This is a genomic window from Kitasatospora sp. HPM-01-4, assembly GCF_051374625.1.
GTDB lineage: Bacteria > Actinomycetota > Actinomycetes > Streptomycetales > Streptomycetaceae > Kitasatospora.
In genome coordinates, this window is sequence record NZ_JBPQGP010000005.1 from 5,328,469 (window position 1) to 5,347,533 (window position 19,065).

The following is a 19,065-nucleotide window of genomic DNA, read 5'->3' on the forward strand; positions in this document are numbered from 1 at the left end:
CCCAGCGGTCTCAGAGGGTGACTTCGACGATCAGGGGCCGGTGGTCGGAGACCGCCGCGCGGGGGGCCGAGGCCGGGCCGACGGCGGTGCGGGGGACGCCGATGGCGAGCACGTGGTCGAACTGGACGGCCGGGTTGTGCGAAGGGTAGGTCGGGGTCTTCGCCAGGTCGTACCAGCCCTGCAGGCGCGGCCGGGGCTCCCGCACCCGCCGCCGGCGCACTCCCGCCTGCGCCGCCCGCAGGCGCCGGGCCGCCCGCAGATCCCGCCGCCGCAGCCGCTCCGAGCGCCGCTGCCGGGCGGTCTGAGGGTCGAGCACGGTGGCCCCGCCGAGCACGGTCCGGGGCATCGCGCCGATCAGGTTGAAGTCGCCGAGTACCAGGTACGGCTTCGGCAGGTCGGCGATCCAGCGCCGGATGCCCGCGAGTTGGGCCATGTTCCAGCCGGGGACGAAGGACAGGTGGGTGGCGACCACGGTGAACGGTCCCCGCTCGCCCTCCAGGACGGCGGCCACCGCCGCGCGCGGCTCGTCCGGCACGGGGGTCAGCCCGCGCCGCCCGGCGACCCGCAGCGGCAGCCCGAACGGCGCGGGGGCGAACCTGCGGGCCCGCCAGTGCCGCACGGGCAGCCGGGTGAGCAGCGCGGTGCCGTACGAGGGCAGGTCGGTGGCGGTGTCGATATCGGCGGGCCCGTAGACCTGGAGCCCGGGGACGGCCGGGTCGGGCACCCAGCCGGCCACCGGGGCCGGGCGGCCGTGCAGGGCCGCGGCGAAGCGCCAGTCGGCGGCGCCCATCGCCTTGGCGGCCGCGGCGGCCTGGTCCACCAGCCCGGAGCGCGCCTGGTAGCGGTCGACCTCCTGGAGCGCGAGCACGTCGGCGTCCAGCCCGGCGACGGCCTCGCCCAGCGGATCGGCGGCCTCGATGCCGGAGACCGGGGGCGGGAAGGGCAGCGGGCTGCCGTCGGCGGCCAGGGGCTGGCCGTGCAGCAGGTTGAAGGTGGCGATGCGCAGCTGGCTCACCGTACGACGGTACCGGCTGGGCTTGAGCGGGCAGAGCATACCAGGTATACATACTGAGTATGTCGATCCGTCACGGCCTGCTCGCCCTGCTCGACCAGGGCCCGCGCTACGGCTATCAGCTCCGCGTCGAGTTCGAGGCCCGTACGGGCGCCACCTGGCCGCTGAACGTCGGCCAGGTCTACACCACCCTGGGCCGCCTGGAGCGGGACGGACTGGTCGCGCCGCACGGTGAGGACGAGGACGGGCACCTGTTCTACGCCGTCACCGAGGCCGGCCGCGCGGAGCTGCGCAGCTGGTTCGAGACGCCGGTGCCCAGGGACAGCCCCCCGCGCGACGAGCTGGCGATCAAGCTGGCGATGGCGGTGACCGTACCGGGGGTCGACGTCGCGGCCGTCGTCCAGGCGCAGCGCCACCACAGCATGAAGGCGCTCCAGGACTACACCCGGCTCAAGGGCCAGGCGCTGAACGCCGATTCGGGCCGCGAGGACGATCTGGCCTGGCTGCTGGTGCTGGAGCAGCTGATCTTCCAGACCGAGGCCGAGATCCGCTGGCTGGACCACTGCGAGACCCGGCTGGCGCGGCGCCGCGTCCAGGAGGCCGCCCCGCCGCAGGCCGCCGAGGCCCCGCCGGTCCGCACCGGGCGCCGCAGCCGGATCTGAGCCACACCGAACGAGTCACTGCAGGGGAAGAGTTGAGTACTGATCAGTTGACCGGGGGCGACGCGGAGCCGGTACCGGTACTGCACCTGGCGGGGGTGACCCGGGTGCACGGGCAGGGCGCCGCCGAGGTACAGGCCCTGTGCGGGGTCGAGCTGCGGGTGTACCCGGGCGAACTGGTCGCCGTGATGGGCCCGTCGGGCTCGGGGAAGTCCACCCTGCTGACCCTGGCGGGCGGTCTGGACTCGCCGAGCACGGGGGAGGTGCTGGTCGAGGGCGTCGCGCTCGGCGGGCTGTCCCGCAAGGAGCTGGCCAGGGTCCGCCGCCGCTCGATCGGTTACGTGTTCCAGGACTACAACCTGATACCGGCGTTGACCGCCGCCGAGAACATCGCCCTGCCCCGCGAGCTGGACGGGGCCTCCGGCCGTGCCGCCCGCCGGGAGGCACTGGCGGCGCTGGCGGAGCTGGGCATCTCCGAGCTGGCGGACCGGTTCCCCGACGACATGTCGGGCGGTCAGCGGCAGCGGGTCGCCATCGCCCGCGCTCTGATCGGCGACCGCCGGCTGGTCCTCGCCGACGAGCCCACCGGAGCGCTGGACTCCGACACGGGGGAACAGGTGCTCGCGCTCCTGCGGGCGCGCTGCGACGCGGGCGCGGCCGGTGTGATGGTCACCCACGAGGCCAGGCACGCGGCCTGGGCGGACCGGGTGGTCTTCCTGCGGGACGGCCGGATGGTCGACCAGACCGTCAGCCGGGGCGCGGACAGCCTGCTGGGCTCCGCCGCGGGCAACGGTCCGGAGAAGTCCGGGTGAAGCCGGGCGCCCGGCGCGCGCGGCGGGGCGCGGGAGGGTGCCTGAGCGGCCGTGCGCTGAGGCGCGCGGGCGCGGTGGAACCGCCCCGGCGCCGCACCGGTGCGTGACGGAGGTTACTGGTCCGGGGCGCGGACGGCAGGGGCGGACACCCGCATGGGCGAACTAAAGTCGTCCGTATGACGAAAACCCCGGACAGTGCCGTCCGCTCCTACATCGACCAGCACCAGGCCGCCTTCCTGCGGGACCTCTCCGAGTGGCTGAGCATCCCGTCCGTCTCCGCCGACCCGGACCGGGCCGGAGAGGTCCGCCGCTCGGCCGAGTGGCTGGCCGCCAAGCTGACCGAGACCGGATTCCCGGTGGCGGAGGTCTGGGAGACCGACGGACTGCCGGCCGTGTTCGCCGAGTGGCCCTCCGGGGATCCGTCAGCGCCCACCGTGCTGGTGTACGGGCACCATGACGTGCAGCCCGCGGCCAGGGAGGACGGCTGGGCGACCGAGCCCTTCGAGCCGACGGTGATCGGCAAGCAGCTGTTCGCCCGCGGCGCGGCGGACGACAAGGGCCAGGTCTTCTTCCACACCCTGGGTGTCCGGGCGCACCTGGCGGCCACCGGCCGTACCGCGCCGGCCGTCAACCTCAAGCTGCTGATCGAGGGCGAGGAGGAGTCCGGCTCCCCGAACTTCGCCAAGCTGGTCCACCGGCGGGCCGACCGGCTCGCCGCGGACCTGGTGATCGTCTCGGACACCGGCATGTGGGCCGAGGACACCCCGACCGTCTGCACCGGAATGCGCGGCCTGGCCGACGCCCAGATCGACCTCTACGGCCCGGACAGCGACATCCACTCCGGTTCCTTCGGCGGTGCCGTCCCCAACCCGGCCGACGTCGCGGCCGCGCTCGCCGCCAACCTGCACGACGCCGACCGCCGGGTCGCGATCCCGGGCTTCTACGACGGCGTCGTCGAGCTGACCGAGCAGGAGCGCGAGCTCTTCGCCGAGCTGCCCTTCGACGAGGCGCAGTGGCTCAGGGTCGCCAAGTCGTACGGCGTCCAGGGCGAGGCCGGCTACACCACCCTGGAGCGGGTCTGGGCCCGGCCGACCGCCGAGGTCAACGGCATCTGGGGCGGCTACATCGGCCCCGGCGGCAAGACCATCGTCCCGGCCGAGGCACACCTCAAGCTCTCCTTCCGGCTGGTCGCGGGCCAGGAGGCCGAGCAGGTGCACGAGGCCATCCGGTCCTGGGTGGCCGCGCAGGTGCCCGAGGGCATCCGGTACGAGCTGGTCTTCCCCGGTGTCACCCGGCCGTGCCTGACGCCGCTGGACCACCCGGCGCTGCAGGCCACCGCCCGGGCGATGGGACGGGCGTTCGAGAAGAAGATCCTCTTCACCCGCGAGGGCGGTTCGGGGCCGGCCGCCGACCTGCAGGACGCGCTCGGCGCGACGGTGCTCTTCCTGGGCATCTCGGTGCCCTCGGACGGCTGGCACTCGATCAACGAGAAGGTCGAGCTCGACCTGCTGGCCAAGGGAGTGGAGACCGCCGCCTACCTCTGGGGCGACCTGGCCGAGAACTTCCGCCGGGCGTGAGTGCCGATCACGTGAGCGCCGATCACCACGTGCAGTTGACAACCAGAACGGGGATGGACCGAGTTGAGCACCGTGCCTGATACCAAGCCTCTCGCCCTGGCCCGCGCCGGCGTGGACCGGGCCGCAGAGCACCGGTTCGACGAGCCGTGGCTGGCGGCGGCCTGGAGCCACCCGAGCACCAAGGTGCTGCCGATCTCCGGCGGCGAGGCCTTCGTGGTCGACACCGAGCTGGGCACCGAGCTGGTGCTGCTGCCCTCCTTCGAGGCACCGCAGGAGGGCGACCGGTACTTCCTCGGTACCGACGAGGACGGCGTCTCGTACTTCGCGCTGGCCGGCGAGAGCCTGCCGGGGCGGCTGGACGGCGACGCCCGTCCGGCCGGGCTGCGCGAGGTCGGGGCACTGCTCTCGGACCGTGACGCCGGGCTGCTGGTGCACGCCGTCGCACTGGAGCACTGGCACCGGCTGCACAGCTTCTGCTCCCGGTGCGGCCACGCCACCGAGAAGGCGGGCGCCGGACACGTGCGCCGGTGCACCTCCTGCGCCGCCGAGCACTATCCGCGCACCGACCCGGCGGTGATCATGCTGATCACCGACGAGCAGGACCGCTGCCTGCTCGGCCGGCAGGCGATCTGGCCGGAGGGCCGCTGGTCCACGCTGGCCGGCTTCGTCGAGCCCGGCGAGTCGATCGAACAGGCGGTGGCCCGCGAGGTCCGGGAGGAGTCCGGGGTCAAGGTCGCCGAGGTCCGGTACGTGGCCAGCCAGCCGTGGCCGTTCCCGGCCAGCCTGATGCTGGGCTTCCTGGGCAAGGCCGCGGCGGACGGCACCGAGATCACCGTCGACGGCGAGGAACTGGCCGAGGCGCGCTGGTTCTCCCGCGAGGAACTGCGGGCCCAGATGGCCACGGGGGAGATCCTGCCGCCGTCCGGAATTTCGATCGCGCGTCATCTGGTCGAACTCTGGTACGGCGAGCCGCTGGCCTAGGAGGTCCGCCGGCTGTCGGCGGCGGACGAGTCCGAAAAGGGGCGTGCAGATAATCTCTGCACGCCCCTTCGGGCTTTATTGTCGGATTAATTTAGAAGGGGGGCCGTCATCGGCCGGGTGTGACGGTCGACGGCGTCGAGGGTGTGGCCGGGATGCTGCCGCGCACCGCTCGGGGCGGCGCGACGCCGATCGGACCGGCGCTCGTGGCGCGGGTGCGCGGAGCCGGTTGCGGGCGCGCTCCGCCTTCGGTGCGCCGTTCGGAATGCGGTGCCGGATTCGGCGGATGTGCCGCAGGGCGGCGCAATCGCTCCGGCCGTGGTCAATGCCGGAATCCCCGGTCCCGGCCGGTATTGGGCGGTTTCGCTGAAATGGCGCAAGCCCTATCGCTACATTCACTCGGGTGACAATCCCACGGGGCAGTGCCCAATCACCGAAGTATCAGCGCCTGGCCGCCGATCTGCGCCGCCGCATCGCGGCCGGGGAGTGGCCGAGCGACGTCCCGCTCCCGGTCGAGGGAGAGCTGGAGCAGCAGTACGGTGTGGCCCGCAACACCGTCCGCCTCGCGGTCGACGTACTGGTCAACGAGGGAAGGCTGGTCCGCCTCCAGGGCAAGGGGACCTTTCTCAAGGACCACTCGGTGCTGGACCACCGGGTGTTCGGCCCGGCGCCGGCCCCCGGTCTGCCGGACTGCCTGGCCACCCCCTCCGAGGTCTACCCGAAAGAGGCACAGGCGGCGGGACGCCGGTTGACGGTCGACTTCGAGATGCTGATCGTCCGGGCCCGGGCGGACATCGCCGAGCGGCTCGGGATGCGGCCCGGCGAGGCGGTGGTGGTCCGCCGCCAGCTGCGGCTGATGGACCGTGAGCCGTACTCGATCGAGGAGAGCCACTACCGGGCCGGGCTGGCCGCGGGTACGCCGCTGATGGAGCCGGACCCGGTGCCGGGCGGAGACGAGTCGGTGCTGGCCGCCCTCGGCCGTGCCGAGATCGGGGCGGTGGACCACCTGGTCTCACGGATGCCCGGGCCGGAGGAGTCGGCCTGGTTCCAGGGCGGCCCCGGGGTGCCGCTGCTGGTGCAGACCCGGGTGACGTACGACCGGCGCGGCCCGGTCCGGGTGGTCGAGTCCCGCTACTCGGCGGACCGCTGCCGGCTGGTGTACGGGCTGGGCGCGCTGGAGGCCCGGCCGGCGCCCGTGGCGCGTACGGACGGCCCCGGGCCGGAGCCGGCCGGGGCCGCCGCGGAGCTGATCCCGAATCAGGCGGCCAAGGCCTTCTTGACCTGAAGCAGGCTCGGGTTGGTCATCACGACCTGCTCGCCGCCGGCGCTCGGCTGCACCAGCACGGTCGGCACGGTCTGGTTGCCGTTGTTCACCGACTCGACGAAGGACGCCGAGGCCGGGTCCTCCTCGATGTTGATCTCGGTGTAGCCGATGCCCTCGCGGTCCAGCTGGCTCTTCAGACGGTTGCAGTATCCGCACCAGGTCGTGCTGTACATCGTGACGCTGCCGGACATGGCGATGGGCTCCTCTGGGGAAGGGGGCTTGCGGTCTGCGACAAGAACACACGGAGTGCTTCCGGCATTCCTTGTGCGCCCGGCGTGTGACGCAGCATGCACGCCGGATTGCGGGGTGATGGTCCGACCATCCCACCCGGCCTGTGGACAACCGGGACCGGAACGTCGGCCGACCCTGCGAGGATGGACGGCATGCAGCAAGAGCTCCTGGGCACCTCTGGCCCGTACGACACCCTCGGCCCCGCCGGTGGGGCGGCGCTCGGCGCCGACGCCGTGCTGGCCGGCCTCGACCCCGAGCAGCGGGCGGTGGCCACGGCCCTGCACGGGCCCGTCTGCGTCCTCGCGGGCGCCGGCACGGGCAAGACCAGGGCCATCACCCACCGGATCGCCTACGGCGTGCGCAGCGGCGTCTACCAGCCGCAGCAGGTGCTCGCGGTGACCTTCACCGCCCGCGCGGCCGGCGAGATGCGCGGGCGGCTGCGCCAGCTCGGCGCCGAGGGCGTGCAGGCCCGGACGTTCCACGCCGCCGCGCTCCGCCAGCTCCAGTACTTCTGGCCGCGCGCGATCGGCGGCGAGGTGCCCCGGCTGCTGGAGCGCAAGGTACAGCTGGTCGCCGAGGCCGCCGGCCGCAGCGGCCTGCGGGTCCAGCGCACCGAGCTGCGCGACCTCACCGGGGAGATCGAGTGGGCCAAGGTCACCCAGATCGTGCCGGACGACTACCCGGCCGCCGTGGTCAAGACCGGCCGTGAGGCCCCGCGCGACCCGGCCGAGATCGCCCGGGTCTACGCCGCGTACGAGCAGGCCAAGCGCGACCGCGCAGTGATCGACTTCGAGGACGTGCTGCTGCTCACCGCCGCGATCCTGGAGGACCGCCCGGAGATCGCCGAGCGGGTCCGCGCGCAGTACCGCCACCTCACCGTGGACGAGTACCAGGACGTCTCCCCGCTCCAGCAGCGCCTGCTCGACCAGTGGACGGCCGGCGGCGCCAGCCTCTGCGTGGTCGGCGACGCCAGCCAGACCATCTACTCCTTCACCGGTGCCACCCCCGACTACCTGCTGAACTTCCGCAACCGGCACCCCGAGGCCACGGTGGTCAAGCTGGTCCGCGACTACCGCTCCACCCCGCAGGTGGTGCACCTGGCCAACGGTCTGCTCGCCCAGGCCCGGGGCCAGGCCGCCCAGCACCGCCTGGAGCTGGTCTCCCAGCGCGAGGCCGGCCCCGAGCCGGTCTACGTCGAGTACCCGGACGAGCCGACCGAGGCCGAGAGCACCGCGCACGCGATCGAGAAGCTGCTGGCCCAGGGCGTGCGGGCGAGCGAGATCGCCGTCCTGTTCCGCACCAACGGCCAGTCCGAGGTCTATGAGCAGGCACTGGCCGACCTGGGCATCTCGTACCAGCTCAAGGGCGCCGAGCGGTTCTTCGAGCGGCCCGAGGTGCGGGACGCGGTGATGCTGCTGCGCGGCGCCGCCCGCGCCGGGGCCGACCCGCTGACCGCCGAGGCACCCGACCTCGCCGGGCAGGTGCGCGCGGTGCTCGCCAGCCGTGGCTTCACCCCGGTGCCGCCGGCCGGTTCGGGCACCGTCCGGGAGCGCTGGGAGTCGCTGGCCGCCCTGGTCCGGCTCGCCGAGGAGTTCGAGACCGCCCGCCGGGGCGCGGGCGCCGCCGCCGACCTGGCCGCCTACGTCACCGAGCTGGACGCCCGCGCCGCCGCCCAGCACGCCCCCGCCGTCGAGGGCGTCACGCTGGCCTCGCTGCACGCCGCCAAGGGCCTGGAGTGGGACGCCGTCTTCCTGGTCGGCCTCTCCGAGGGCACCCTGCCGATCATCTACGCCAAGACCGACGAGCAGATCGAGGAGGAGCGCCGACTGCTCTATGTCGGGGCCACCCGGGCCAGGGTGCACCTGACCCTGTCCTGGGCGCTCTCCCGCTCCCCGGGCGGCCGGGCGAGCCGCAAGCCCACCCGCTTCCTGGACGGCCTGCGGCCCGGCTCCAGCGGCTCGGGCGGGCGCTCGCGCGGCGGCCGGGGCGGAGTGGAGTTCGGTGCCGAGCGCTCGGCCGCCCGCCGCTCGCGCGGTCCGGTCAAGTGCCGGGTCTGCGACCGCACCCTGACCGAGGCGGTGGAGCGCAAGCTGCGCCGCTGCGAGGACTGCCCCTCCTCGATGGACGAGGCGCTGTTCGAGCGGCTGCGCGAGTGGCGGGCCGGGCAGGCGAAGAAGCAGGGCGCCCCGGCCTATGTGGTCTTCACCGACGCCACTCTGATGGCAATCGCGGAGGACGTCCCCACCAGCACCGGCGAGCTGGCCCGGATCTCGGGCGTCGGCGCCATGAAACTGGACAAGTACGGGGCCGCCGTGCTGTCGTTGTGTGCTGGGGAGGTGCCCGAGGACGAGTCCGAGGGAGACCAGCAGGGGGAGCTCACAGGGGGAGACACGGGGGAGTCGGACGAGCCGGCCTGAGCCGCTCGGAAGACCGCTTCGGAATCCGCCTCGGAACTCGCCGAAAAAATAGTTTGCGCGCCGTGCTGGGAGCGCAATAGCCTGCCGGAGCGGTCAAGGGGACAAGACCGCGAGCTGGACGGGGTCACTCCTGGAACAGCTTTCCCCTGCGCACCATCAGCTATGTCCGTGCTGTAGCTGAACCTGCATCACCTGAGCTGGACCTGACAGACATCCGAACATCGGAGCCCGGGGGACTGGGCACCGCGAGACGCCGAGAGGAGGCGAGTGACATGGGAACCAAGATGATCAACAAACTGACTGGCCAGACCGTCATCGCCATGCCTTGGCGTGCACTCTCGCAGTTCGACGCCACCGGTGCCTCGATTTCCGCCGTGCAGCAGTGCGGCGTGGTCGCCCTTGCCGAAGGCGGTCTGGGTCTCGACGCCACCGGTCTCTCCGTTGCCGATGCCGCCGTTCTCGGTGGCTCCACTGTCAGTGGTCTTGGCAACACTGATGCCACGTCCGTCGAGTCGGGTCTGTCCCGTGTCGAGCGACCGCTCCAGGCATCGAAGGCCGTTGTAGCCGCCGCCATGCATGGCGACTATGCGCGGGCCATCGGTGCCGGAGCCCAGCAGCAGGAGCAGCAGCAGATCAGCCAGGCCAAGGCCGCCTTTACCGGCGCCATGGCCACCCGGATTCGGTCCTTCCGCGGGCCTGGACCCTGGAGAGAACGAACCTGAGGAACCCTCAGGTCGGCACTCCAGGGCCGCGGAAACCCGTACACCGGGATCCGCGGCCCTTCTGTTTGTCCGGTACGTCAGACCCACCCTGGCCCCTCGGGGCCTCCGATCCCGTCCCACCAGTAAGACCGGATCGGAACCACAGAGAGAAGACGAGGAACACCCACAGTGTCCACGGTCATCACACCGCCACTCCCGTCCGTACCGACAGACAACACCAAGGCCGACCAGGCCGACCCTCCGGAGGTTTCCCTCATGCAGCTCACCGCGCTCGACGACGCCGAGGCGCTCGGACAGCCCATCCCGTGTCGTGCCTTCGACCCCGAGGTCTTCTTCGCCGAGACGCCGGAGGACGTGGAGTACGCCAAGTCGCTCTGCGGCACCTGCCCGGTGAAGGAGGCGTGCCTGGCCGGTGCGCTGGAGCGGCGCGAGCCGTGGGGCGTCTGGGGTGGCGAGCTCTTCGTCCAGGGTGTGGTGGTCGCCCGCAAGCGGCCCCGGGGCCGTCCGCGCAAGAACGAGGTCGTGGCATGAACCCCGCGAAGTCCGCGGCAGCCGTCCACCGGGGAGAGCAGCCCCCACTGGACAGTGCACTGCGGCACTCCATCCGCGTCGCCGCCGCCAAGGCGGATGCACAGCTCTCCCGTCCCTTCCCGAGCAAGCACCACGAGCAGGACCACCACATGACCCCCGCCGCCATCGACCCCACCGTCCGCGCCGAGCAGACCACTGAACTTCAGATCCAGAACAGGACACTCGAAATGCATCTTCTCCAGGAATCCCTGGCCAGGGCCCATATGCAAGAGCGCTTGCAGGAGGCCGAGCACCAACGCCTGGCCATCCGCGTCGCGCGGGCCGCGAAGCTGAAGCGCCGGGCCGAGCGCGCTTCGCTGCGTGCCCGTAAGGCGCTCGCGGTCGTCGTGATGTAACCGGCCTCCGCGCCTTGCGGGTTGACGCCCGCACCCCCGTACGGCGATGGCCGCTCCCCTGCGCACAGGGAGCGGCCATCGCCGTGTCCGGGGTTGTTCCGGTCGGGGGTCAGCCCTCTTCCAGGACCTCCGCCAGAGTCTGGGCCGCGGTGGTCTCCTCGGCGAAGCCGGGCAGCCACTCCAGCATCTCGGCCCGGAACGGCGCCTTGGCGCTCAGCTGGCAGAGCACCCCGATGGTGCTGAGGGTGACCCGGTGGATCAGCAGGTACGCGGGCGGCAGGTTGAGCTGCTTGCCGAGGTTGTAGGCGGGGGAGCGGGGGTCGGCGATCCTGGCCGCCTGGGAGCGCATCCAGCCGCGGGTGAAGTGGAAGGTCTCCACGGTGGCCGGCTCGATGATCGGCAGCAGGTACTCCAGGACGGCGTCCGGGTCCAGCTCGATCGAGGGCTTGACGAAGCCCTCCTCACGGAGCATGTCCAGGACTCCGGTGGCGTCCCCGGCGAGGGCCATCCGCAGCGCGTACCCGATCGGGGTGGGCAGGCCCTCGGGCAGCCGGTCCACGGTGCCGAAGTCCAGCACGCCCAGGCGCCAATCGGAGGCCGTACGGCCGTCCTTGATGAGGCGGAAGTTCCCGGGGTGCGGGTCGGCGTGCAGCAGACCGGTGCGGGACGGGCCGGCGAACAGGAACCGGGCGAGCAGTTGGCCGGCCCGGTCGCGTTCGCGCTCGGTGCCGTTCGCGATCACCTCGGCCAGCGGGACGCCGTCCAGCCACTCGGTGACCAGCACCTGGTCGGTCTGGGCCACCACCCTGGGCACCGTGATGTCCGGGTCGTCCGCGAACTCCTCAGCGTGGCGGCGCTGGGCCTGCGCCTCCAGCTCGTAGTCGAGCTCCTCGGAGACGCGTTCGCGCAGCTCGGAGATCAGCGGCTTGATGTCGAGCCCGGGGATCAGCGGGCCCAGCAGCCAGGCCACCCGGCTGAGTTGGGTGAGGTCGGAGAGCAGTGCGTCACCGGCGCCCGGGTACTGGACCTTGACCGCGACCTCCCGCCCGTCGTGCCAGACGGCCCGGTGCACCTGGCCGATCGAGGCCGCGGCGGCCGGCTTGTCGTCGAAGCTCAGGAAGTTCGACCGCCAGTCCTCACCGAGCCGTTCGGCCAGTGCGGCGTGCACCGTGGCGGCGGGCATCGGCGGTGCGGCGTCCTGAAGCTTGGTCAGCGCCGCCCGGTACGGCCCGGCGATCTCCTCGGGCAGTGCGGCCTCGAAGACCGAGAGCACCTGCCCGAACTTCATCGCACCGCCCTTCAACTCGCCGAGGACCTTGAAGAGTTGGTCGGCGGTGGCCTGCTGCAGCTCGGCGGTGACCACCTCCGCCGAACGCCCGCCGATCCGCTTGCCGAAGCCCAGCGTGGCGCGTCCGGCTATCCCGAGGGGAAGGGCGGCGAGCCGAGCCGTACGGGTCACTGCCTTGCGCGGAAGATCGCTCACCCGGGGGCCTCCCAGTCAGTCGTCCCCGTCGGTCGCAACAGACCGGAGGATGGTGGTCACTACGCCATTGTGCCCGCTCGCGGAGGCTGTTCGGTTGAACTGTCCGGAGAGATCGAATCCCTTGAACGAAAACGCTGTTCATGCTGATGATCACGTGAACGGCAGGTGACCCGCAGGGGCCGGCCGGGAACGGGCGCACTCCGGACGGCGGGGCGCGCGTCAGGCAGGGTGCATCGAGTCCCCGACGGCGGGCCTGGGACGGGGCACCGACTGCCAGAGGCAGCCGCAGTCCGGATGGCTCGGCAGCCGCAGCCGCCGGGCCATGCCGTCGGCGGCGGAGATCTCGCACCAGCCGTCGATGCTCGGCGGACTCCCGCCGTCCAGGTACAGCTGGACGTGCAGAGCGGCGAGCCCAGCCACCGCGGTGGCGAGGGCGCTGTCGCAGGTGGGCACCCGGGGCCGGCCCGGGCCCTCGTCACCGAGCTGGGCGAGCAGCCTCGGCCAGGCCTCGTCCTCGTCCCGCCGGGAGAGCGTGGCGCAGCTGCCGCAGGCCGAGGCGCCGGGAAGGACGAGCGGGCCGACGACACCCAGGTGCTCCACCACCCCGACGTACAGGTGCGGGATGCCGGCGCGCATCAGCCGGTGGGGCTCGGCCGCCGCACCGGTGAAGGCGCCGCTGCCGTCCCGCGGGGCCAGCACGACCAGCATGGGCGGCGCCTGGGTGCCCGGGGTGCGGGCGCCGCGGCGGTGCCGCTCGCCGACGGCGGCTCCGGAGACCCGGTGCACCACGTCCCGGGCGGCGGTGGTGCGCAGCCGGCCGATCTCGGTGGGCGGGTAGCCGGCGGGGGAGCAGTCCCGGGCCGTGACCCGGCCCTTGTCCAGGACGGTGACCGAGCCGACCCCGCCCGCGGCGAGTGCGGCGGCGACCGCCGCCCCCACCCGGCCGGCGCCGCGCACCTCCACCCGGGCCCGGCCCCGCCCCCGGAGCACGGCCGGGGCCTCGCCGGGCGCCGGATGGACCAGGGAGAGCGAGGCGAGGTCCGGGCCGAGCAGGTCCTGCTGCGGGCGGGGGTAGGCCGCCAGGGTCCTGCTGGTGGCCTCCGCGTCGTCGAGCAGGCCGCTCTGCGCCAGCGAGGCGAGCAGCTGCTCGGCGACCGCGCTGCCCAGGCCGAGCCGCTCACCGGCGTCGAGCAGGTCGCCGTGCTCCCTGGTGCCGTCGATCAGGTCCAGGAAGGCGGTGACGGGCTGGTCGACCTCCTCGACCAGGCGGGCGTGCTGGCGCACGGTACCGAACTGGAGGGTGTCCCTGTCCCGCCAGGCGCGGGAGAGTGCGGGCTTGAGCATGGGCCTGGAGACGGGGTTCATGACGGTCCTCCGGCGCGGTGCGGGGCGGGGAGATCGGTGGAGATCGGTGGAGATCGATGCAGGCGGGGTACCAGAGGGCGAGCGCGGTACGAGGGCGCTACGGGTGTTTCCGATGGCAGGATGCCCGATCACGCTGCGGGCCCGGGGCCGGTTGTCCACAGGCTCGGGGTGATGATCCGACCATCGTTCCGCACAACCTGTGGACAACGTTCGCCTCGGTACGGCCGGACCCTCTGCCCCGCCGCGGCCCGGACCTTCGTCACCGCCCGCACCGGCCGCCACCGCTCGCCCCGGCAAACATTTCGGCCATGGCAACGGACTTCTGTCCGTGACACCGGGTAACGTCGGGTGCCATGGCAGCCGAAAGGGACTCCCAACCTTCGGTGTCGCCCCGGCGTGCCCGTGCAGCCTCCGGGCCGGGAGTGGCGACGCCGAGCGGCCGTGCGTGCCCCGCACCCGCCGCGTCCCCGCTCTCCGGTGCCGCTCCGCATCCCGAAACCGCCTCGGCCCGCGAGCACCGGCCCGACCGCGAGCACCGGCCTGACCGCGAGACCCCGGCCGGCCGGGACGTTCCTCCGGTGCCCGACCGGTCCAAGGTCGAGGTCCGGCGCAGTGCCCGCCGCAGCCGCACGGTCTCCGCCTACCGCGAGGGCGACCGGACGGTCGTGCTGATCCCCGCTCGGATGTCGCTCGCGGAGGAGCAGCGCTGGGTGGCGCAGATGCTCGACAAGCTGGCCGCCCAGGAGCGCCGCCGCACGCTGGGGGACGACGCCCTCGAGGAGCGGGCCCGGGAGCTCTCGGCCGCCTATCTGGAGGGCAGGGCCGCGCCCGAGCAGGTCCGCTGGGTGACCAACCAGAACTCCCGCTGGGGCTCCTGCACCCCCAGCGAGCGCACCATCAGGCTCTCCCACCGGCTTCAGGGCATGCCCGGCTACGTCGTGGACTACGTGCTGCTGCACGAGCTGGCGCACCTGTTGGTGCCCGACCACGGCCCGGCGTTCTGGGCGCTGCTGGAGGCGTACCCGCGCACCGAGCGGGCCCGCGGCTACCTGGAGGGGGTCGCTTCGGCCGCCCGGCTGCCGCACATCCCGGGCGCACGCGGCGGCCATGCTCCGGCCGCGGACGAGGAACCGGAGTCCTGCGACTGACGCCTTCGGGCCCCCGCGTCGCGGGGGCCCGTCGCGGCGGCGGCCGTCAGCCGGTCAGCTTGCGGGCCAGGGAGACCAGCTCGCGTACGGAGACATCGGTCAGCTCCGGCAGACGGTCGTAGTCGAACCAGCGCAGGTCCAGCGACTCCTCGCTGATCAGCGCCTGGGCACCGGCCGGGGCCAGCGCCACGTACTGGACGTCCAGGTGGGTGTTCTCCGGCTGGTCCTTGCCCGTGCAGCGGACCAGGTGCCGGTCGAGCTTGACCGGGGTCGGCACGCCGTCGACCGCGAGCAGTTCGAGCCCCCGGATCCCCGACTCCTCGGTGGCCTCGCGCAGTGCGGCGGCGGCCAGGGTGCTGTCGCCGGGCTCGCAGTGGCCGCCCATCTGGAGCCAGATGCCGACCTTGGGGTGCAGGGTCAGCAGCACCCGCCCGGCGGACGGGTCGACCACCACAGCGCTGGCGGTGATGTGCGCGGGCAGGCAGCTGCGGTAGAGGCCCTCGGGCTGTTCGGCCAGGTGGCCGAGGTAGTCCCGGCGGAGCTGCTCCTGGTCGGGGTCGGCCACCGACCAGGCGGACAGGGCGCGGACGGCGTCGGCGTGCAGGCCGGTGCCGGCCGTGTCGATCAGGGTCATGCCTTGGCCCCGCCCTCGCCGTTCTCGTCCGACTCCGGCGAATCGCCCGGCTCCTTCGCACCCGGCGCGCCGTGCCCGCCGGCCGCGGCCTCGCCGAGCAGCTTGTCGAGCGCGTCGAAGTCGATGCCGCCCTCGACGGCGTCACCGACGCCCTGGTGCACGAAGCCGTCCGGGTCGTCCAGGTCGGCGGCGGTGGGCAGCATGTCGGGGTGCTCCCAGAGGGCGTCGCGGCCCTCGATGCCACGGGCGTCGGCCAGCGAGGCCCACAGCCGGGAGGCGTCGCGCAGCCGGCGCGGACGGAGCTCCAGTCCGACCAGGGTGGCGAAGGTCTGCTCGGCCGGGCCACCGGCGGCCCGGCGGCGGCGTACGGTCTCGCGCAGTGCGCCGGCCTGCGGCAGGTGCGGCTCGGCGGCGGCGTGCACGACCGCGTCCACCCAGCCCTCGACCAGGGCGAGGGCGGTCTCCAGACGGGCCAGCGCGGCCTTCTGCTCGGGGGTGTCCTCGGGCTGGAGCAGACCGCCGGCCAGGGCCTCCTGGAGCGCCTCGGGGTTGCTCGGGTCGAGCTGGCCGACCAGCTCCTCCATCCGGGTGGTGTCCACCTTGATGCCGCGCGCATAGGCCTCGACGGCGCCGAACAGGTGCGCCCGCAGCCACGGGACATGGGCGAAGAGCCGCTGGTGGGCGGCCTCGCGCAGGGCCAGGTAGAGCCGGACCTCCTCGGCGGGGACGCTCAGGCCCTCACCGAACTCGGCGACGTTCTGCGGCAGCAGCGCGGCCTTGCCGGCCGGGGCGAGCGGCAGGCCGACATCGGTGGAGCCGACCACCTCGGCGGCCAGCGCACCGAGCGCCTGACCGATCTGGGTGCCGAACATCGCGCCGCCCATCGAGCGCATCATGCCCATCAGCGGCCCGGCCATGGCCTGCATCTCCTCGGGAAGCACGCCGCCCATGGCGCCCGCGACCCGCTCGGCGACCGGGTCGACCAGGTCCTTCCACACCGGCAGGGTGGCCTCGATCCACTCGGCCCGGCTCCAGGCGACCGCGGTGCCCGCACCCGACGGGAACTCGGTGGCCGAGTCCAGCCAGAGGTCGGCGAGGCGGACCGCCTCCTCGACGGCCGAACGCTCGGGCCCGCTGACCGAACGGTCCTTGCTCTTGCCCTCGGCGGGCTCGGCCACCACGGTCTGCCGGGCGATGTCCTTGGCCAGCTCCCAGTTGACCGGGCCGCCGTCGAAGGAGAGCATCTGGCCGAGCTGCTGGAAGGCGGCACCCAGGTCGTTGGGGTTGAGCCCGCCGAACATCGCGCCGAACGGGTTGTCGGCCCCGCCCGGACCGCCGGCGGCACCGGGGACGCCCATGCCCCCCATGCCGAAGAGGGCGCCCAGCGGGTTGGCGCCGCCGAAGCCGAACGGCGGCTGCGGCGTCGAGCCGGACCCGGAGCCCGTGGCCGCGTCGTCCGACTTGCCCTGCCCGGGCTCGTCCTTGCCGGGCTTGCCCTTGCCGTCCTCGGGCTCCTCGGGCGGGACGGCGAATCCGAAGGGGAGGTCGCTCACGGGGGGTCCTCGATCTGGTCGGCCGTCACGCGGGTGGTGTGGCGGGAGGTGCGGGCCCTCGGCGGGATGCGGAGCGGCGGCTCGGCGACCAGGGCCGTGCCGGGTGCACCGCCTGGCCCGCGCCTCGGGCAGGATGGTCGGTACGTGACACTCGTACGTACGCACATAAGCTAACCGTGGAGGATGGCCGGTGAGTTCCCCGCCTTCGGACGTTCGCTCTGGGCTGACCGGAGGAGAGGACGCCCCAGCCGCCGCGGGTTCGCCGTCTCCAGCCTACGGCGGGCGGCCACTCACCGTGGCCGTGACCGGTGCCGCCGGGGTGCTCGGTGAACGGGTCTCGGCCCGGCTGGTGGCGTCTCGGCACGTCCGCAAGGTGCTGGCGCTGGACGACCGGCGCGGTGAGGTGCCCGGTGTGCACTGGCGGGTACTGGACGTCCGGGACCCGGCGGTGGCCGAGCGGCTGGCCGGGGTGGACGTGGTGGTCCACCTGGCGATGGACCTCGGCATGGAGTCCGACCCCAGGGCACGCAGCGCGTACAACGTGCGCGGCGCCCAGACCGTGATCACCGCCGCCGCGGCGGCCGGGGTCTCCAGGGTGGTGCTCTGCACCTCGGCGATGGTCTACGGCGCGCTGCCGGACAACGAGGTGCCGCTGGCCGAGGACTCCGAGCTGCGGGCCACCGAGGAGGCCTCGCTGGTCGGCGACCTGCTGGAGATCGAGCGCCTCGCCCGCCGGGCACCGCGCGCCCACCCGGGCCTGCAGGTGACCGTGCTGCGCCCCGCCGTGGTCGTGGGCCCCGGTGTGGACACCGTCCTGACCAGGCACTTCGAGGCGCCCAGGCTGCTGGTGGTGGCCGGTTCGCGGCCCTGCTGGCAGTTCTGCCACCTGGACGACCTGGCCTCGGCGCTGGAGTACGCGGCGCTGGGCCTGGTCGAGGGCGAGGTGACGGTCGGCTGCGACGGCTGGCTGGAGCAGGAGGACGTCGAGGAGCTGTCGGGCATCCGGCGGATGGAGCTCCCGGCCTCGCTGGCGCTCGGTACCGCGGCCCGGCTGCACCGGCTCGGGCTGACCCCGGCCCCGGCGGGCGATCTCGCGTACACCATGTACCCCTGGGTGGTCTCCGGCAGCCGGCTGCACGAGGCGGGCTGGCGGCCGGAGTTCAGCAACGAGCAGGTGCTGGCCGAGCTGCTGGAACAGGTCTCGGGCAAGCACGCGGTGGCCGGCCGGCGGCTCGGCGGCAAGGAGGCGGCGACCAGCCTGGGCGCGGCCGGTGCGACGGTGGCCCTGGTCGGTACGGCCGCGCTGGTCCGCCGGGCGCGCAAGCGGCGGCGCATCTGAGGTATGGCCTAAGGCCCGGGGGAACCGCGCGAGTGGCCGGCGGCTCCCCCGGGCCGGACGGCTTGCGGCCCGCTCGGGCGGGTTTCCGCGCGGCGCGCACGGCCGGGCCCGGGGAATTGTCGCCATGTGAAAGTCCTCGTCCGTACTGCGGAAACCACTGCTGGATCCGGCCCGGGATGAGGAATCATGGGGATCATGACCGAAAACGACCGCGACCCCATCCGCCTGCTAGCCATCCGCGAGGCCCCGCTCTCGCTGGACGAGGTCTACGCGGCCGTCGGTGACGACGCGGCCGGCGGTACCGCGGTCTTCGTGGGGACGGTGCGGGACCACGACGGGGGCAAGCCGGTCGCCGCACTGGAGTACAGCGCCCACCCGACCGCCGAGCAGGAGCTGCGCCGGATCGCCGAGAAGATCGTCGCCGAGTTCCCGGTCTGTGCGCTGGCGGCGGTGCACCGGGTCGGCCGGCTGGAGATCACCGACCAGGCGGTGATCGTCGCGGTCTCCTGCCCGCACCGGGGCGAGGCCTTCGCGGCGGCCCGGCGGCTGATCGACGATCTCAAGCACGAGGTGCCGATCTGGAAGCACCAGGTCTTCACCGACGGCGAGGAGGAGTGGGTGGGCGCGGGCTCCTGCTAGCCGCGGCAGGCAGCGCGCCGCCGGCCGGATGCGGACGCCGGCCGGTCCCCGGAGGCCGTATTCCGGTCGCGCGCGGCCGCACGGTCGTGCCGGGCCGCATCCCGCTCGCGCGACCGGTTCACCCGATCGGCCACTCGGGCCTCGCTATCGGCCACCCGGGTCCTCGGTGTCCCCCCGGGCGGTGACGCGGGACTCCGTCCCGTAACCCGGATGGCGCCGCCGCCGTTGTCCGCCAGGTTGGTTAAT

18 protein-coding genes are annotated in these 19,065 nt (G+C 73.3%); 12 read left to right on the forward strand and 6 right to left on the reverse strand.

The features are described 5' to 3' along the window. Positions 1 to 10 precede the first annotated feature (10 nt). Entirely contained in the window at positions 11 to 1,015 is a 1,005-nt protein-coding gene (locus ACSMTC_RS23220) for an endonuclease/exonuclease/phosphatase family protein (protein WP_436561636.1), read from the reverse strand. 59 nt (positions 1,016 to 1,074) lie between these two features. On the opposite strand from ACSMTC_RS23220, the gene ACSMTC_RS23225 reads away from it, so the two are divergent. From ACSMTC_RS23225 to ACSMTC_RS23245, 5 genes are all read left to right on the forward strand, one after another. Further along, positions 1,075 to 1,674 carry a PadR family transcriptional regulator gene (locus ACSMTC_RS23225; RefSeq protein ID WP_436561637.1) on the forward strand — a complete coding sequence of 200 codons (600 nt, stop codon included), beginning with the start codon at positions 1,075 to 1,077 and terminating at the stop codon, positions 1,672 to 1,674. Positions 1,675 to 1,706: 32 nt separating this feature from the next. Further along, entirely contained in the window at positions 1,707 to 2,483 is a 777-nt protein-coding gene (locus ACSMTC_RS23230; RefSeq protein ID WP_436561638.1) for an ABC transporter ATP-binding protein, read from the forward strand. Positions 2,484 to 2,659: 176 nt separating this feature from the next. After that, positions 2,660 to 4,060 carry a dipeptidase gene (locus ACSMTC_RS23235; protein WP_436561639.1) on the forward strand — a complete coding sequence of 467 codons (1,401 nt, stop codon included), beginning with the start codon at positions 2,660 to 2,662 and terminating at the stop codon, positions 4,058 to 4,060. Between the two features lie 63 nt (positions 4,061 to 4,123). Further along, positions 4,124 to 5,041 carry an NAD(+) diphosphatase gene (gene nudC, locus ACSMTC_RS23240; RefSeq protein WP_436561640.1) on the forward strand — a complete coding sequence of 306 codons (918 nt, stop codon included), beginning with the start codon at positions 4,124 to 4,126 and terminating at the stop codon, positions 5,039 to 5,041. A gap of 400 nt (positions 5,042 to 5,441) precedes the next feature. Continuing rightward, a complete protein-coding gene (locus ACSMTC_RS23245; RefSeq protein ID WP_436561641.1) occupies positions 5,442 to 6,323 on the forward strand; it encodes a GntR family transcriptional regulator in 882 nt (293 codons plus the stop codon). Here the strand turns inward: ACSMTC_RS23245 and ACSMTC_RS23250 are convergent. Beyond that, positions 6,296 to 6,553, reverse strand: coding sequence for a mycoredoxin (locus ACSMTC_RS23250; protein ID WP_436561642.1), 258 nt, complete (start codon positions 6,551 to 6,553; stop codon positions 6,296 to 6,298). The two genes, ACSMTC_RS23245 and ACSMTC_RS23250, sit on opposite strands and share 28 nt — an antisense overlap. Positions 6,554 to 6,736: 183 nt before the next feature. Here ACSMTC_RS23250 and ACSMTC_RS23255 point away from each other — a divergent pair, with 183 nt between their 5' ends. The 4 genes from ACSMTC_RS23255 to ACSMTC_RS23270 all read left to right on the forward strand — a co-directional run bounded on the left by ACSMTC_RS23255 (position 6,737) and on the right by ACSMTC_RS23270 (position 10,658). After that, on the forward strand, positions 6,737 to 9,010 hold the full coding sequence (locus ACSMTC_RS23255) for an ATP-dependent DNA helicase UvrD2 (protein WP_436561643.1): 2,274 nt from the start codon (positions 6,737 to 6,739) through the stop codon (positions 9,008 to 9,010). A gap of 272 nt (positions 9,011 to 9,282) precedes the next feature. Further along, complete coding sequence (locus ACSMTC_RS23260) at positions 9,283 to 9,732, forward strand: hypothetical protein (RefSeq protein WP_436561644.1); 450 nt, start codon at positions 9,283 to 9,285, stop codon at positions 9,730 to 9,732. Between the two features lie 168 nt (positions 9,733 to 9,900). Next, positions 9,901 to 10,263, forward strand: a complete 363-nt coding sequence (locus ACSMTC_RS23265) for a WhiB family transcriptional regulator (RefSeq protein ID WP_436561645.1) — start codon at positions 9,901 to 9,903, stop codon at positions 10,261 to 10,263. A 149-nt stretch (positions 10,264 to 10,412) separates the two neighbouring features. Next, positions 10,413 to 10,658, forward strand: coding sequence for a hypothetical protein (locus tag ACSMTC_RS23270; protein ID WP_436564786.1), 246 nt, complete (start codon positions 10,413 to 10,415; stop codon positions 10,656 to 10,658). Between the two features lie 109 nt (positions 10,659 to 10,767). On the opposite strand, the gene ACSMTC_RS23275 is transcribed toward ACSMTC_RS23270, so the two are convergent. Both ACSMTC_RS23275 and ACSMTC_RS23280 read right to left on the reverse strand, forming a co-directional pair. After that, on the reverse strand, positions 10,768 to 12,141 hold the full coding sequence (locus ACSMTC_RS23275) for an ABC1 kinase family protein (protein WP_436561646.1): 1,374 nt from the start codon (positions 12,139 to 12,141) through the stop codon (positions 10,768 to 10,770). A gap of 219 nt (positions 12,142 to 12,360) precedes the next feature. Continuing rightward, a complete protein-coding gene (locus ACSMTC_RS23280; RefSeq protein WP_436561647.1) occupies positions 12,361 to 13,506 on the reverse strand; it encodes a ThiF family adenylyltransferase in 1,146 nt (381 codons plus the stop codon). 578 nt (positions 13,507 to 14,084) lie between these two features. Here ACSMTC_RS23280 and ACSMTC_RS23285 point away from each other — a divergent pair. Next, complete coding sequence (locus tag ACSMTC_RS23285; protein WP_436561648.1) at positions 14,085 to 14,654, forward strand: M48 metallopeptidase family protein; 570 nt, start codon at positions 14,085 to 14,087, stop codon at positions 14,652 to 14,654. A 46-nt stretch (positions 14,655 to 14,700) separates the two neighbouring features. Here ACSMTC_RS23285 and ACSMTC_RS23290 read toward each other — a convergent pair whose 3' ends face one another. Both ACSMTC_RS23290 and ACSMTC_RS23295 read right to left on the reverse strand, forming a co-directional pair. Further along, positions 14,701 to 15,288, reverse strand: coding sequence for an NUDIX hydrolase (locus ACSMTC_RS23290; protein WP_436561649.1), 588 nt, complete (start codon positions 15,286 to 15,288; stop codon positions 14,701 to 14,703). Further along, positions 15,285 to 16,841: a zinc-dependent metalloprotease gene (locus ACSMTC_RS23295; RefSeq protein WP_436561650.1), complete on the reverse strand. Its 1,557-nt coding sequence runs from the start codon at positions 16,839 to 16,841 to the stop codon at positions 15,285 to 15,287. Before ACSMTC_RS23295 ends, ACSMTC_RS23290 begins: the two co-directional genes overlap by 4 nt. Positions 16,842 to 17,031: 190 nt before the next feature. Between ACSMTC_RS23295 and ACSMTC_RS23300 the strand changes: the two genes are divergently transcribed. Together ACSMTC_RS23300 and ACSMTC_RS23305 are read left to right on the forward strand one after the other, a co-directional pair. Beyond that, positions 17,032 to 18,180 (forward strand): NAD-dependent epimerase/dehydratase family protein, encoded by a 1,149-nt coding sequence (locus ACSMTC_RS23300; RefSeq protein ID WP_436561651.1) that lies wholly within the window; start codon positions 17,032 to 17,034, stop codon positions 18,178 to 18,180. 195 nt (positions 18,181 to 18,375) lie between these two features. After that, the gene (locus ACSMTC_RS23305; RefSeq protein WP_436561652.1) at positions 18,376 to 18,819 is read left to right on the forward strand and encodes a molybdenum cofactor biosynthesis protein MoaE; all 444 of its coding nucleotides are present in this window, start codon (positions 18,376 to 18,378) and stop codon (positions 18,817 to 18,819) included. Positions 18,820 to 19,065: the final 246 nt, after the last annotated feature.